Origin of the sequence: Peribacillus sedimenti (genome assembly GCF_046237635.1) — a bacterium.
Lineage (GTDB): Bacteria > Bacillota > Bacilli > Bacillales > DSM-1321 > Peribacillus > Peribacillus sedimenti.
Genome location: NZ_CP143547.1, coordinates 1,078,007 through 1,093,463, shown reverse-complemented (window position 1 = coordinate 1,093,463; position 15,457 = coordinate 1,078,007). Strand labels below are relative to the sequence as shown.

Sequence of the window (15,457 nt, the reverse complement as noted above, 5' to 3'; positions counted from 1 at the left end):
ATAAAGAGGCCAGAAAAAAACAATTCCTGTCGGAATTGTTTTTTTGTTTAATGCTTCAGCTTATCAACAGAGGATATTCGTTCAAGCATGGTTGGATGGGAATACCTAAACCACTTCACCAGCAGCGGAGGGTTCACCTCGCTTAAGCCGGCTCTTGTCAGCTCCTGGAACGTACTGACAGCCGCTTTGTTATTTTTTGTCATTTCAACAGCGTAACGGTCTGCCCGAGTTTCCTGATAACGTGAAATAGAATTTGAGAGAGGACTGGATGCAAACAGCAGAATGGCTGTAATCAGCAAAAACAATGGAAGAGAACTTATGCTGGCTACAGAAGGAATGTGCAGTACTCCCCCCCATCTGCGAACTATATAGTCCATCAGCTTGGCCGTTACCCACAGGCCGAACAGTGTTAGCAGCAAATAAGAGCCAATCCCAAAATAGATATGCTTCTCGACGTAGTGGGCCATCTCATGTGCCATAATAAAAAGGATTTCGTCATCTTCCAATTGATTCAAGGTAGTATCCCAAAGCACAATCCGTGAATTCGTACCAATCCCTGTGACATAGGCATTTAGTGCATTTGTTTTCTCTGCCATATTTACTTCATATACATGGTCAGCGGGTATGTCAGCTCTTGCCGCAAGCTTTAATATTTTTGTCTCTAGCGCCTTGTCCTTTAACGGATAAAAATCATTATATAACGGGTCGATTACAACTGGCTGGACAAACATCATAAACAAAGTAAACGGGACAGACAAAAGCCAGGCATAAAGCCACCATTTCTTTACGCTCTTTTTCATTAGCCAATAGAGAATGAACACAACCACCATCGTCATTCCAAAATTCACCCAAAAATCTATCAGTTCATCCTTCATCCATGAGGAGAAAGATTGAGTACTGATTTTATAGGACCTGGAAAGCCTGTAGCTAAAGTAGTTCAACGGAAATAATACCGCATATGACAGGATTGAGAGCCAGAAGAAATAAGTGGCCGTGCGTACTACTTGTATCTTTGAGGTTGCTTCAGCCCAATTTTTAAAAATACGCGAAATGCCGAATAGTAATATAAGGAAATAAAACACCCATTCAAATGGAGACGAGATAAAGAATAGAAAGTTCCGTATTTTTGAATATTCCTCTGACAACACCAGTTCCCTGGCGTTCAGGAAAGTAGCCGGATCCGCTGCCGTCCCCCTAAAATTCTGGGGAATGCCGGTATTTGCACTCCAGAAAATATACCAGTACACAAGCGCAGCAGCTGACAGATATATGACAATGGCTGCAATAGCCCATTTTTTAACCATATCCCAACTCCCTTCCTTCATAATCTTCTCCATATTTTAGTTAAAACCTGGACAGGTTAGAACCTCATTATAAAAATAATCTACTGCCAGCTAAACTGTAGAAAAATGTTCAAATAATATTCACCTTTTGTTCCTTATTCTGCGGCTCATTCATGTATTGCCTGATGTATAGTTTAGTTAGCTTGCACTTTTAAAAAGTGATCAATATACACTGATCCTCCTGTTTACTCATTTACAGAATTTTAAAATTTTTGAGGTGATCGAGATGAAAAAAATATACATCTATTTTGCAGTTCTGCTAATCCTGGGGATAAGTGCAGGAATTTACTATTTCACCGATTATAGACAATCCAAAATGGAGTTTCCTGCCGACATAAGCATGCAGAATCAGGAAGGTAATACTTATAATTTCAGAGAAATGAAGCCAAAAGTAAGATTGCTCGAATTTATGTATACTCAATGTCCGGATATTTGCCCCACTACAACCTTCGAGATGCAAAAACTGCGCGACAGGCTTGCCGCCAAGAATGTTTTCGGTGACAAAATAGAATTTATAACGGTCACCATTAATCCCGAAAAAGATACGGAAAAAGTTTTAGACGAATATATTAAAACATTTAAGATTAATAAAACAGAGGGTTGGGATGTACTCAGGGGCAGCTCTGCCGATACGCAGAAATTGGCAAACCAATTCAATTTCCAATACCGAGATAATGGAACAGGGCAGTTTGTACATACCAGCGCTACCTATTTGTTAAATCAACAAAATGCGGTTATTAAGGTATTTGGAATGGGCAAAGGAAAGTTTGATGAAGATAAAGTATACAAAAAGATTATGAACGAGCTCTATTGATTGGGCGGACGAATACAGCAATTAAATTGAAAAAACACGACCGCTCAGGGCGAATCGTGTTTTTTGCCTATTACTGTTTATATAAAAATGGAATAAATGCTTAAAACTGCTATAGCACCGAGGACAACCACTATGACATTGGCTCCCATATAAGCAATGAGAAAGGCCGCCGCCGCTCCCAAAATGCCAAATGTTATATCATCCTGTATTAACAGTATTCCTGGAAAAATGAGTGCCCCAAGAGTGGCGTAGGGAATATTCCTCAATACTCCCTGAAGAAAAGAAGGCATCTCCTTCCCCTGAAATAATATAAATGGTAGAAGCCGCGGGATATAGGTCACCACTCCCATGCCTATAATCATCCAAACGATCGATTCATTCATCGGTGCTCCGTCCTTTCAGCTGCTTTACGTTTTCCACAAGTTCTATCAAAACGGAGGAAAGAAGGGTGGAAAGCACGATCGACCAACCGTTGCTGAGCACATGGGTAAGTGTGAAGATACTGTTAAAACATGCTGCTACAACAGCAAGGTACACCACTTTCCTGGCACCCTTTAAAGACGGAACAAGCAGACCGATAAACATGGCATATAATGCAACTGACATACTTTCCTGAAGTGTCTGAGGCAGTGCTGAACCAAATACATGGCCAATGCCAGAGAAAATGACCCAGCTGGCGTAGGCCATCAAGTTTAACCCGAACATATAGCCGGAAGTTATAGTGCCTGGTTTTGTAGCAGCAACAGAAAATGTTTCATCAGTAAGTCCAAACGCATAAACTGCCTTTTTAATCAAACTGTCACCCTGGTTACTCTTTTCATTTAGTGAGGTGGACATCAGGAAGTGGCGAATATTCACAATTAAAGTAGTGAGGACTATTTCTACAGCTCCCGTACCTAATGCGATCAAGTTTAAAGCTATGTATTGGGATGCGCCGGCAAAAACCGCCAGGCTCATCAAAATGGTTTCCGCCATACTGAGTCCAGTTGTTTTGGCAAGCAGCCCGTAAGTCAGTGCGATAGGTGCATATCCTATAGCTATGCTTACTCCAGCCTGAAGCCCCTGGCGGAAATGGGGGGAACTTTCCCCAATTGCTGACACTGCCATCTTTCTCCCCCTTATGTAAGGTTATTATTCTATTTTCTTAAAATACAGCCTATTTTTCAAGGTATTTTTGTTTGGCGCACACGGGTGTGCTAACATCGGCGCCGCCACAGGAACATGGCGAAATTAGCCGATGATCCGTATTAACCCCTCTATGTAATATGTGATAACTTCCAAGAGTATAGTAGCCTAAGTACGCCTTTCGTGCGGCAAAGCTGACTGACCACTTCCTGCGGGACCTGGCAACGCCTTACATATCCTTTTGCGTAAAAAAAAGCGCACCACAGTGAAATGTGATGCACCGAATTCATGAACAACCAAGTTTCTTAACGATCTGGACTTAATCCTTGGCATCTAGTCTGTTCAGGCTGCATTTGTCTTTCACCCTCGTCCTGCCTGAAAGGAAGGATATTTCGTCATGCCTCCGTCAACGAACAAAGTGGTTCCGGTGACATAACTGGATTCGGATGAAGCCAGCCAGACTGCTGCAGCCGCTACTTGTTCAGGATGTCCTATATACCCCATCGGTATTAAGCTTTCTACGTCCTCCTTTTGCTCCGGATCTTCAAATTTTTCTGCATTAATTGGAGTATCAATTGCTCCGGGTGCGACATTATTTACTCTTATTCCACGAGGCGCGTATTCAAGAGCGAGTGTTTCTGTCATTGATTTAATGCCGCCCTTACTAGCTGCATAATGAACAAATAACGGCCAAGGAATGACTTCGTGGACACTGGACATATTAATTATATTTCCCTTGATATTATTTTCCACAAAGTACTTTAACGCCTCTCTGCTTCCTAAGAACGCACCTGTAAGGTTGGTATCCAATACTTTGTTCCAGTTGTCGAGTGATAATTCGTGCGAAGGTACAGGATTTTCGATACCAGCATTATTGATCATGACTTCCACCCGGCCAAATTTCTCGACAGCCGTTTGAATCAGTGAGATTACATCTTCTTCCCTCGTAACATCTCCCTTAATAATGATAGCCTTTCCCCCGGCCTTTTCGATTTCCTCCTGAACAGCCATAGCCTCTTCTTGATTGGAATGATAATTCACTACAACATTAGCCTGTTCTTTACCGAATCGGATTGCCATCGCCTTTCCAAGACCAGAAGATCCCCCTGTTACTATGACCACTTTATCTTTTAAGTCTGAATACATAATATGTTCCTCCTCAGTATTATCCCAAATTAAGAAACTCTGCTTTTATTCCTTGGCAATGCCAAGAAAAACTGCCCCTATAATGATTAAGAAACTGCCTATCACAATATAGAACAGCTGCCGTCTCGTTTTCCTTTCCCCTAAAAGGAAAATCCCCCCGAATGTCGAAATCACGATACCCATTTGTGATAAAGAAAAACTTGTGGCTACACCCACTTTGGGCTGCGAAATAAATAAGAACAGATTGCCCGCTGCCCACAGAAAACCAGATATGATATTTTTGAAGGCATATTTATTAAAAGGCCTGTGCTTCAATGTTAATAGAATGCCTCCGGCAAGAACTCCAATTGCTTGAGGGAAAATGGCCGACCAGCTGTCTACATGAAACAGCCTGACAATGACTGCATACGTCAGAAATCCCAAAGTAGATACAATTAAAGTGAGCACGCCATGTTTAAATTGGCCGGCCTGCTCTTCCTTTCCTGAAGCCAATGAGTTTAATAACACCCCTGAAACTATGAAAATAAGGGCCAAGGTTCCTAATAGAATGGAAGCCGTTTTCGACCACTCTTTAAAAATGATGACCCCAAACAATGCGGTAGCTACTAACTGCATTCCGGTAGAAATCGGCATAGTTTTCGAAACACCTATATAGTCGATACTTTTAAGCTGATTACTCTGTCCAAGTGACCAGCCCAGCCCTGAAACGACTCCGATGAGAAAAATCAGCGGTGTTACTTCAGGCTTTACGACAAAAAATACTGCGGTGGAGAAGATAAAAGCGCCAATCGTCATCCCAAGAGTTTGGCTGTAAGGACCTCCTCCTATTTTTACATTTAATAAAACCATACTCCCCCAGCAAATAGCAGGAAGCAAAGCCACTAAGATATCCATGATGCATAAACCCTCTTCCTCCATTTGCCCCTTTGTCTGACTGTATAAAATTAGTTTCCCTATACGTAAGCTTGGTAAACCGTTAACTTTATCCCCCAAATGCAGGAACAGCGCTTACATGCCAATTCATTGGATATAAATAAGGACGGCCTCCCGATTCCGGGGAAGCCGCCCTTTTTATATCCATTCATCCGAGCTTTTGATAAAGGATTTCATCTATCATTTCGTCCAACCGAATGATGCTTTTCCGTGCCCTGTCATATGAAATTGTTCTATAATGATGCAAGCCGCCTTCCTCTTCATCTTTTTCATCGGCAAGCTTCACAATTTTCTGTAAAGGAGTACGGACAATATCATTGCTTGGCAGAAAAGAGTCGGTGTGAAACAAAATGGCAAGCGAAACAGTCTTAGCAAGAACAGGGTTCTCACCCAGCCGAATCAATAACTTATGGGCACGTTCAGCCCCTTTAATGGCATGTATATCATTTTGTTTGTAAAGCTGATAATCCCATTTTCCATTTTTATACCAGGTAAAATGCCCCATGTCATGAAGTAATCCAGCCTTTGCTGCAATATCGACATCTTCCCCTCTATCCTTGGCGAGTTGAAAGGCATGATAAGAGACCGCAATCGCATGAGCCATCCCGGAGCGGTTAAGATATTTCTGCGTAATATGATGTTCAAAAATCTGTAATAGAGTAACGTCTCTCATCGTTGCTCTCCTCCCTCATAAAATATTCGGTGGCTTACAAGTCACTTTCCTCAGCTTCGTTTTCAGATGTGCAGGTCATTCCTAAAGACAAGCATGGCATAGAAGTTCCAATATGCACATAAAAACCTTGCCCAAAAACTTACATAAAAACCGAACGGATCCCTCCGTCCGGCTTATTTACACTATTTTACTACATTTTCCTTGTTTAGGTTTAGACAAAAGACTTATTTTCCCTTAAAATTGGGAGGTTTTTTCTCTAAGAACGATCCCAGGCCCTCGAGTCGGTCTTCTGAGTGGGCGACGGCCTGAAAACAGGACTTTTCAAGCTCCAGACCCGTACGGAAATCAGTTTTCATGCCTTTTTTAATCGCATGTTTCGCCTTCCTTACAGCAACAGGTCCATTTGATAAAAGCGCTTCTGCAAGATTTAAAGCTTCAACTTCCAGTTTTTCCGGGGGTACTACCTTTGAAAGCAGTCCATACTGATAGGCTTCCATTGATGTTATTCTCTTGCCTGTAAGAATTAATTCCATTGCACGTGGTTCACCAATTAATCGGGGCAGCCTCTGCGTGCCGCCGCCTCCAGGAATAATGCCAAGTTTTGTTTCAGGCAAACCAAGCAAAGTTTGGTCAACCGCAATCCTAAAATCGCATGCAAGGGCCAGTTCCAACCCGGCGCCAAAAGCATATCCATTAATTGCTGCGATTGTCGGTTTCTCCAGCTCTTCGAGAGATATAAGCATTTCACTGAATTGGGAGGAGGCATCAATTAAATCCGCTGCAGATTGAAATGTAGGATCGTTCATGTCTGCTCCGACACAAAAGGAGCGCTTTCCTAAACCAGATATAATAACCACATGAACCTGTATATTAGAGGATATATCTTGTATCACATCTGACAGCCTTTGGATCATTAACGTATTCAAGGAATGAAGCGCCTCCTCACGATTCAGCGTGACATGGGCCACTCCTGATCGAACCTCATATAAAATAGAGGGCATCCGCAACACTTCCTTCCGTTTCATGCTGTTTTATTATCCTATTCCCGCTTGGAATCTGGTGTAAGCATAAAATCGGCGGAATTCACATGTAAGGAATTTCCATAATGTATAGACCTATTGAACTGTGCAAGGTGCTAAATGTGATTTAATTCCAAAGTCGTCTCATTAAATTACTGTAAAATTGCCGTAACTATAAATACGTACGCTGCCCATCCTGTCATAACAAATACTACAATCGTAAATCAGTTAGGCCGATTTCATCATACATTAGTGGTTTTCACTCTACCAACAAGGGAATAGTAATAAAAATCTAGTCAAAATAAGCGAGGGATTCTAACTTGAATGAAATTTTCGTCTTATTGAAAAAAGGTAATCGTTCTGCATTGCTAGCCGCCATAATAAATACAATTATTGCGATTATAAAAGGGGCAGCATATCTTTTAACAGGAAACGTTGCCATGTTTGCAGAAACGATGCACAGCATTGGTGATGCAGCGAATCAGCTATTTGTTTTCATTGGCTCAGCCTTAAGCAAAAAAGCTCCTACCGACAGATTTCCAGCAGGCTTTGGCCGGCTGGTACACCTGGTTTTGTTAGGTGCCGTTTTAATAGTTGGAATTATGTCTTATGAAACAATTGTGGAAGGATATCACCATATCCTGCATCCGACTGAATCCGGGGGCTTCTTGATCAGTATTGCCGTTCTCTCTGCTGCCGTGGTACTTGAGAGTTATGTTCTTTTCAAAGCTATGAAAGAAATCATCCATGAAACGGGTTCATCCGCTAAAGGACTAGCTATTATTCCTGTAAGCTTTAAAAATCTCCGAAAAGGAAAGCCAGCAACAAAGCTAGTATTCATGGAAGACATGGTTGCCACACTTGGAGGATTGCTTGCCCTGATCTCTATTGTGATTGCAAAATTCACGTCCTTCCATCAAGCCGAAGGAATCGCGTCCATAATCATCGGATTAATGATGTTCTTTGTAGTAGGCCGTGTATTTCTTGATAATGCCGCTGGCGTTTTGGGAGAATCAGATGAGTTCATGGAGCAGAAAATTGGCAATATGGCCATGGCCGATCCAGGTGTCAAGGACGTACAAGAAATTACGGTAATCAAAGAAGGCGAGGATCTACATGTAGAACTGGAAATTGAAATAGATCCGAAGATGACAATCGCTGAAGCAGACGATATTAAAGACAGGCTTGAACAGAAAATCATGTCCCAAAAAGGGGTAGCAGAGGTAACCATAGAATTTGATGAGGACGACGGGCGAACAACGTGGAGTTCAGACATGAGCAAAGATATTCTCGAAGAGAAGAGAGTAAGAGAGCATTAAAATAAAAACGGTGAAAATCCTGAGATTTTCACCGTTTTTTTACTATCCTTGCAATACCTGATCCTTAAGCGAACGCCTTAAAATCTTTCCGGTCGTATTTTTAGGGAGCTCCTCAAGGAATTCTATCTGATTCGGAACCTTATACTTTGCCAGATGTTCTTTACAGTATGCAATAAGCTCGAGGTCAGTCAATTTTTCGTCAGATTTTACCACAAAGGCGAGAACGGATTCTCCCTGATTTGGATCCGGTACTCCGATGACAGCTGCCTCCACTATGCCAGGATGGGCATATAATACTTCTTCCACTTCCCGAGGATATACATTATATCCGCCGACAATAATCATTTCTTTCTTTCGATCGACAATAAAGAAATAGCCATCTTCATCCTTCTTTGCAAGGTCGCCTGTATACAACCATCCATCTTTCAAAGTCGCAGCGGTTTCTTCTGGGAGCTTATAATACCCCTTCATAACATTTGGTCCCTGAACAATCAATTCTCCAACTTCCCCTACAGGTACCTCTTCCCCCAGCTCACTGACAATCTTGTTTGTGACATTCAAAATATCCATTCCGATTGATCCCGGCTTCCTTGGACGGTCAAGCGGATTAAAGCAAGTAACTGGTGAAGCCTCAGAAAGGCCATACCCCTCAGAAATAAACACATTAAATTTCTTCTCAAAGCTCTTTAGCAGTGCTACAGGCATGGATGCTCCGCCAGAGATACAAAGTCTCAGAGATTTAAGGTCTTCAGGATTCCCTTCAGGATACTGGTATAAGAAGTTATACATAGTAGGAACGCCTGCAAAAACGGTCGCCTCGTATTTGCCTATCAAGCGGAATACTTCTTTAGGGCTGAATTTTGGCACAATCAATAATGTAGCGCCGCAAATAAGCGGGGCATTAAGCACAACAGTTAAACAGAATACATGGAACATAGGAAGAGCTGTAACGACCCGGTCGTCTCCGCTCATTTTTAGATACTCACCGACATCTTTAGCATTGGAGAACAGATTTTTATGCGTAAGCATGGCACCTTTAGGCTTACCTGTCGTGCCTGAAGTATAAAGAATCACCGCAGTATCATCTTCTTCTGTGGATGGTCCCTTAAACGAAATATCACCCCCGGCGACGACACTTGTAAACGATTTCATTTTTGGGTAAATAGAAAGCTGGCTGATATCCACTTCGCCATTATCTGGCTGAGTCTCACAAACTACTATATGCTCCACGACCGGGAGATTTGCATTCATCTTTTCCAATAACGGTACCAGAAGGTCTAAGGCAACTACTGTCTTAACATCCCCGTTGTTCAAAATATACCCGATTTCATCTGGAGTATAGATCGGGTTAATCGGAATGACCGTTGCTCCAGCCCGCAATGCACCATACAGAGCAATAATAAAATGCGGGGAATTACCTAAAAGCAATGCTACGTGATCTCCTTTTGTTACGCCAAGCTTATTTAGACCATCTGCAAATTTCGTAACGGTTGCATCGAGCTGGCCGTAACTAGTCGCTTGATCCATAAAATAATAAGCTGGCTTGTCCGCCATCTTTAATGCTGTTTCATGTAACTGTGCAGTTATATTCAAAATGCCCACCCCTTTACAAAATGAATGAATAGCCATTCATTTTTAGAATTAGAAATATTCAAAATAATTATATTAAAAGAAAATATATGTGGCAATGGTTAAAATAAAATTCACATCCGTTTTCCGAAAAAAAAGAAAAGGCGGCATTCCTTGTGTCCCTGCAGGATGCAGCCCCCGTTGAAATCATCAGTAAATTAATTGAATGACTTCTTCTTTTGTTACATTGCCAAAATAGTAGGAAACATTAATATCTTCTAATGCATGCTCAATATCTTCCCGTTCATAACGAATGTCTTTCAATCTTCCTTCTATCACATTGACATCTCCAACGCCAAAGAAGTCACCGTATATTTTGCAATTCTCAATGACCCCTTTATTTACCTCCAGCCTGATATCGATTGAACCGACGGGAAAACGGTGGGAGTGCTGGAGATTAAATTTCGGTGATCTGCCAAAGTTCCAATCCCAATTCTGATATCTTTCCTCCGACAATTTGTGAATATTGGACCAATCTTCTTCGGACAGAACATATTCAGGAATCTCTTCGCTTCCTTCAAAGATATATTTCAATAACAAGGAGCGAAACTGTTCAATAGTAATCGGCTCTTTCAAGAATTCGGAAATATTGGCTACACGGCTTCTTATTGACTTGATTCCTTTCGATTCGATTTTGTCCTTTTTCACCTTAAGGGCAGATACCACATGTTCCATTTCGGAACTGAATAGAAGGGTCCCGTGGCTAAACATCCTGCCCCGTGTGGAGAATTGGGCATTTCCTGAAATCTTCTTCCCTTCCGCCAGAATATCATTTCTGCCGCTTAATTCCGCATTAACCCCGAGTTTATGAAGAGCCTTTATAACAGGTTCAGTGAACTTCTGGAAATTGTGAAAGCTGTCCCCATCATCCTTTGTGATAAAACTAAAATTCAGATTTCCAAGGTCATGATACACAGCTCCCCCGCCTGAGAGCCGCCGGACAACCTTTATCCCATTCTTTTCAACGTAGTCAGTATTGATTTCTTCAATTGTATTTTGGTTCTTTCCGATAATGATGGATGGTTCATTTATATAAAACAAAAGGTAAGTCTCGTTTATATCTAGATTTTTTAAAGCATACTCCTCTATTGCCAAATTGATCCGCGGATCAGTTATTCCTTTATTATCAATGAAAAGCATTCTAACTCCCCCTAAAAAAGCCATAGTAAAACAATGTATAGCGTTATAATTGAAATTCCATATCCTTGCGCGCAATCGCAATCTCACGTTTGTACACTTCGCCAGCCTCCTGTTTTAGCTGACTCAGATCGCCGTAATGAGGAAGATGCGTTAAGAGCAGAAGCTGGACATTGGCTTTTTCTGCAACGCGCCCTGCTTCTCTTGCTGTCATATGACCGGCTCCTGAACCGTCCATATCTCCATAAAAGTTGCTCTCGCATAATAAAACGTTAGCATCCTTCGCAAACTCAGACATTTCCTCCATATATGCGCTATCGCCAGTGTAGACAATGGCTTGACCCTCAGCTTCGATCCTCATCGCAAAGCATGGTACCGGATGTTTCGTCTTCATGAAGGTAAAAGTAAGCGGTCCGATTTGCAATGGTTGACTGTCAGAATATGCGATTCCCTTCGTTATATCTTTATATGTAAGTTTATCAAATTCAGCTTCATCCAAAGCATGGGCATATATGGGTATCGTTTTTTGGTTACCGTTAAGGTATCTCTGTATTAGTACAGCATGCTGAAGAACACCTATATCTGCAATATGATCTGCATGATAATGCGTTAGAACAACAGCGTCCAGGTCATCCGGTTTCATATGATTCTGGAGCTGTGACAGAACACCGCTTCCACAGTCAAGCAGCACGCGGTAGTCATCATACTCCAATAAATAACCTGAGCTGGCTTCGTTCTTGGCAGGGTAGCCTCCCCAGCATCCTATAACCGTAATTTTCAATTTCAACACTCCCTTCGTCTTCCCTTTCTAACTTCAATATAAATCATTATCCCCCATTTTTCACCTTTTAACATTTTGTTATAAAACATTAGTTGACAAAACAGATGTGTTATAATACAATGTAATTAAATTAAATATTCAGTAAATTTAAACTGCAATAGGGAGGTTGATAATCATGATTCAAAGCAGCGTTGAATTCTTTAAGAATTTACCGGCGAAGCAATGTTCACACTGTGGGGGGAAAATTGAAGAACAGCATGAATGCTATGGAAATCAATGCGACCACTGTCTCGGTCTCTCAGCAAACTAATGCACGTTTCCACTCTTTACTTTTTTATATGCTTATAGATGGATTACGCGCGTAAACTGGTGTGTTTCGAAAAAAATCCTTAAAAAATGAAAAAAGCACCTGATGATATAAAAATTACGGCTAAAATGAAAACTCGCCATACTTGCGGCGAGTTTTTGCTTTACAACCCAACCTAAGAATGCTTATGACACAGAGTATTTAGGCTGGCAGATTAAATTGCCATGAAACTCCAACATTATCAACTATCCAGCCGAATTTCTCACTAAAACCGTAATGGCCAAGCGACATTAATGGTTGTCCCCCCCCTGATCAAGGATTCAAAAGTCTGTCGATTTCTTCTTCCGTATCACATATTAAAAAATTCGAAAATAACGGAGTAAACGTAAATTCATGTGATAAATGTTACTGTCGCTACACATAAATTTCTGGCCCCTAATTAGAATTTTCCTGGAAGACCTTTGTTGGAAAACTGCCAGCAAACGCCGTATCCAAAAACTTCTGAATTAGCAGCATCGCCTGTTAATTCACCAATCTACTCCGCTCATCAGTTAGATTGACCAATTTACTTGCACATGGATATCGTATTAGGTTTTAACGAAGTGATATAAAGAATACTACATGATCTTACGGATATCTTCCCACCCATAGACCAGTTCAGATAGCTTCTTTCCTCCTATCTCAATCTCAACAGAATCTACTTTTTTTCCTCCAAGTGCTTCATAGAATAACCGGGAACTATTATCTTTTAACACCATTACAAGCATGGAATTAAAGCCTTTCTTTATAAGTGCATCAACAACTGGTTTAACAAGCATTCGGCCCAAACCTTTGCCTTGATACTGTTTTAAAATATATATGGCGTACAATTCTCCATCGAGTTGATTATAGATTCCGCTTCTTTCTTTTCCGCCGGACGAAAAGCCGATGATCTGTCCTTTCTCGTTTTCTGCGACATATACTCCTCCATTGGGAATACTATTGATCCATAACTGTTCCCTATTTTCGTATGTTAAATTATGTAAATAATCGCTCGGTACAATATTGGCGTATGTAGTCTTCCAACTATCAACATGTACTTTTGCTATTGCTTTGGCATCGGTTAAAACAGCTTCTCTAATCTTCAAAACAGCTCATCCCCTCTTTATCTCAGTAATGCTTTGTCTTACATCATATCATGAAATCAGTATAATTCTTCTTCCCTTCATGAGCCGTCATGGCTAACAAGAGGCACCAAAAACCAGGAGCCTTATCCAATGCGTTACCTTATATCTGTACTTGATTTGCATCAGAGATTCTAGGCATTAAGAGGAATAGCCTTTGAAATCTCAAATCAATGCATAGTTTATAGAAATCAGGCAGACAGTACATGTATATAATCGGGAGGTGTCTGATATGGATGGTATGAAAGTTCGCTTTGAGCTCCAGAACTTATACCTGAAGGTTAGCAATGTAACTAGAAATGATGAGAGTTATGTTTTACTAAGAGCTTATGATGACAGTAATAATGATCTCGTTTTGGAACTTACACATGAACAGGCGGGCTTTTTGGAAGACCAATTCTATGAAGCAAACCGAAGATATGAGCAACGCGTATTTGGTCCTGTCGTACAGAAAAATGTACCACCTTCTTCTAATTTGTTTCCGTATGTGATTCAATACCCATCCAATCCGCAGCAAGCCTACAATGATAATAATCCTGGTACACTTAACCGTTATACATGAGCCAACATGTTTACACCCTGAAGATGCTTCAGGTTGTTTCTGCACAATTGGAAAGTAATAGATAGAATGCAGATTTCCGTGCCTGGCTTCTAAATTGTAATATGTGGCATGTATCTTCTTCACTTCCACAGCTGCTCCAGGCTTTAGGAATAACATTTATATAGCGGCTATAAATAAAAGACATCCCCGAAAATAAATAACGGGCTGTCTTTTATTTTGTAAATATAGCTGTCAGAGCTTTGTGGTCTAAAATTCTCCCTCTGTTACCCATCTCTTAGTCTGTCCTATACCTGCTGCTAAAGCTGCCTCTATTTTACTCAGCGTCTTAACAATGCTATCGGCCGATATCATCATTTTCTCCCACTTCAAGGAAAGGGATATTATTAAATGGATATGTATCAGGAAAGTCGCTTTGCTCATCATTTTCATAAAAAGCTTTTTGCAGTTCATGATTTGCATAATCGGTATCCGTATCGATATTGGTTGGTTCGACCCTTGCTTTTCCATAAAATTTGCTTTGCAGCTCATTGTTTGCTAACGAAATTTCATTTGATTGAGTTTTTGAAGATTCCTTATTTTTCTTTGATTCGCCTGAACGAATACGCTCCATCTGTATTCACCTCTCATATGATTGCATTCTTATCAGATTGATCCATAATATTTCAAAAACAACATATAAAGGATCTTTACAAGTGTTTGTCGCTTTCTACTGCCGATAATCCATCTTATTATTGTCTTAATACCATGTATTATCCGGCAGATATACTAAATGAAACAGTAAATGAACATAATATTTAGTCTTTGTACCGATAGTCTTGCTTATGCGCAGCCAGCGATAATCATAAGGGTACCTTGCTGCCATCGTACCGTCTGCCACTTTTGTTACCTTAATTAACTGATCTTCGTTATTGAATATATTGATTGCAGAAACTCATGTTATTTCATTAAACAGAAGCCCCTAATTGTAAATTTACGGTAAAATCAACTAAAGAATACTAATTATAGGGGGATTATATGTCTGGTGATGGTCTTATATGGTTAGTCATCTTAGTATCGCTCTTGCTCTTAAATACAATGGCTATACATTTCAAAGAATCCAATAAACTGAACTTTATTTGGTCAGGCATAATTATCATCGTTGTTGCTCCGCTCATCGCTTTTACAGCGGGTGCAATTTTTCTGCAAATTGATAAAAGTTCCGAGGGCGGTGAAGGAGCAGGTTTCGGGGCTGCATTTATCGGATTAATAATTGCAGGCAATGGAATTATCTATGTTCTAATAGGTCTTGGTTCCCTAATAGCTGAACTTTTTAGAAAAAAGTCATAGCTAAGCGCCATCTCCCTTATATTGTAAAGAAAACCACGGGTGAATTTTAATTTCAGCCACTGCCATTACAAAGAAAAAAAGACAGTAAAAAAGCGGGCGCGCCCATTTGGCTCATCCGCTTTTTCAATTACGCTCCGTTTTAGGTTGAGGGGACAATGTTTTTGTATCTTATAGAAAATT

General features: G+C 40.7%; 17 protein-coding genes. 5 read left to right on the top strand and 12 right to left on the bottom strand.

The annotated features are described in order from the left end of the window. Positions 1–47: 47 nt before the first annotated feature. Positions 48–1,304: a M48 family metallopeptidase gene (locus tag V1500_RS05580; protein ID WP_409304593.1), complete on the bottom strand. Its 1,257-nt coding sequence runs from the start codon at positions 1,302–1,304 to the stop codon at positions 48–50. Positions 1,305–1,569: 265 nt separating this feature from the next. On the opposite strand from V1500_RS05580, the gene V1500_RS05575 reads away from it, so the two are divergent. Continuing rightward, complete coding sequence (locus V1500_RS05575) at positions 1,570–2,157, top strand: SCO family protein (RefSeq protein ID WP_409304592.1); 588 nt, start codon at positions 1,570–1,572, stop codon at positions 2,155–2,157. A 77-nt stretch (positions 2,158–2,234) separates the two neighbouring features. Here the strand turns inward: V1500_RS05575 and V1500_RS05570 are convergent, their stop codons facing one another. From V1500_RS05570 to V1500_RS05545, 6 genes are all read right to left on the bottom strand, one after another. Further along, positions 2,235–2,540 carry an AzlD domain-containing protein gene (locus V1500_RS05570; protein WP_409304591.1) on the bottom strand — a complete coding sequence of 102 codons (306 nt, stop codon included), beginning with the start codon at positions 2,538–2,540 and terminating at the stop codon, positions 2,235–2,237. After that, entirely contained in the window at positions 2,533–3,264 is a 732-nt protein-coding gene (locus V1500_RS05565; protein WP_409304590.1) for an AzlC family ABC transporter permease, read from the bottom strand. Before V1500_RS05565 ends, V1500_RS05570 begins: the two co-directional genes overlap by 8 nt. Positions 3,265–3,642: 378 nt before the next feature. Then, entirely contained in the window at positions 3,643–4,428 is a 786-nt protein-coding gene (locus V1500_RS05560) for an SDR family oxidoreductase (RefSeq protein WP_409304589.1), read from the bottom strand. Between the two features lie 45 nt (positions 4,429–4,473). Continuing rightward, positions 4,474–5,322, bottom strand: coding sequence for a GRP family sugar transporter (locus V1500_RS05555; RefSeq protein WP_409304588.1), 849 nt, complete (start codon positions 5,320–5,322; stop codon positions 4,474–4,476). 187 nt (positions 5,323–5,509) lie between these two features. Next, the gene (locus V1500_RS05550) at positions 5,510–6,034 is read right to left on the bottom strand and encodes an HD domain-containing protein (protein ID WP_409304587.1); all 525 of its coding nucleotides are present in this window, start codon (positions 6,032–6,034) and stop codon (positions 5,510–5,512) included. Positions 6,035–6,258: 224 nt separating this feature from the next. Continuing rightward, entirely contained in the window at positions 6,259–7,059 is an 801-nt protein-coding gene (locus V1500_RS05545; RefSeq protein ID WP_409304586.1) for an enoyl-CoA hydratase-related protein, read from the bottom strand. Positions 7,060–7,373: 314 nt separating this feature from the next. On the opposite strand from V1500_RS05545, the gene V1500_RS05540 reads away from it, so the two are divergent. Then, positions 7,374–8,372 carry a cation diffusion facilitator family transporter gene (locus V1500_RS05540; protein WP_409304585.1) on the top strand — a complete coding sequence of 333 codons (999 nt, stop codon included), beginning with the start codon at positions 7,374–7,376 and terminating at the stop codon, positions 8,370–8,372. A 42-nt stretch (positions 8,373–8,414) separates the two neighbouring features. Here V1500_RS05540 and V1500_RS05535 read toward each other — a convergent pair whose 3' ends face one another. From V1500_RS05535 to V1500_RS05525, 3 genes are all read right to left on the bottom strand, one after another. Beyond that, entirely contained in the window at positions 8,415–9,965 is a 1,551-nt protein-coding gene (locus V1500_RS05535; RefSeq protein ID WP_409304584.1) for a fatty acid--CoA ligase family protein, read from the bottom strand. A 186-nt stretch (positions 9,966–10,151) separates the two neighbouring features. Then, on the bottom strand, positions 10,152–11,141 hold the full coding sequence (locus V1500_RS05530; RefSeq protein WP_409304583.1) for a lipoate--protein ligase: 990 nt from the start codon (positions 11,139–11,141) through the stop codon (positions 10,152–10,154). 43 nt (positions 11,142–11,184) lie between these two features. Next, positions 11,185–11,919, bottom strand: coding sequence for an MBL fold metallo-hydrolase (locus tag V1500_RS05525; protein WP_409304582.1), 735 nt, complete (start codon positions 11,917–11,919; stop codon positions 11,185–11,187). A 175-nt stretch (positions 11,920–12,094) separates the two neighbouring features. On the opposite strand from V1500_RS05525, the gene yhfH reads away from it, so the two are divergent. Further along, positions 12,095–12,229: a protein YhfH gene (gene yhfH, locus V1500_RS05520; RefSeq protein WP_409304581.1), complete on the top strand. Its 135-nt coding sequence runs from the start codon at positions 12,095–12,097 to the stop codon at positions 12,227–12,229. Between the two features lie 614 nt (positions 12,230–12,843). Here yhfH and V1500_RS05515 read toward each other — a convergent pair. Beyond that, positions 12,844–13,353, bottom strand: coding sequence for a GNAT family N-acetyltransferase (locus tag V1500_RS05515; RefSeq protein WP_409304580.1), 510 nt, complete (start codon positions 13,351–13,353; stop codon positions 12,844–12,846). Positions 13,354–13,621: 268 nt separating this feature from the next. On the opposite strand from V1500_RS05515, the gene V1500_RS05510 reads away from it, so the two are divergent. Beyond that, the gene (locus V1500_RS05510) at positions 13,622–13,951 is read left to right on the top strand and encodes a hypothetical protein (RefSeq protein WP_409304579.1); all 330 of its coding nucleotides are present in this window, start codon (positions 13,622–13,624) and stop codon (positions 13,949–13,951) included. A 334-nt stretch (positions 13,952–14,285) separates the two neighbouring features. Here V1500_RS05510 and V1500_RS05505 read toward each other — a convergent pair whose 3' ends face one another. Continuing rightward, positions 14,286–14,561, bottom strand: a complete 276-nt coding sequence (locus V1500_RS05505; RefSeq protein WP_409304578.1) for a hypothetical protein — start codon at positions 14,559–14,561, stop codon at positions 14,286–14,288. A gap of 404 nt (positions 14,562–14,965) precedes the next feature. Here V1500_RS05505 and V1500_RS05500 point away from each other — a divergent pair, with 404 nt between their 5' ends. Further along, positions 14,966–15,277, top strand: coding sequence for an ABC transporter permease (locus V1500_RS05500; RefSeq protein WP_409304577.1), 312 nt, complete (start codon positions 14,966–14,968; stop codon positions 15,275–15,277). The last annotated feature ends 180 nt before the right edge of the window (positions 15,278–15,457 follow it).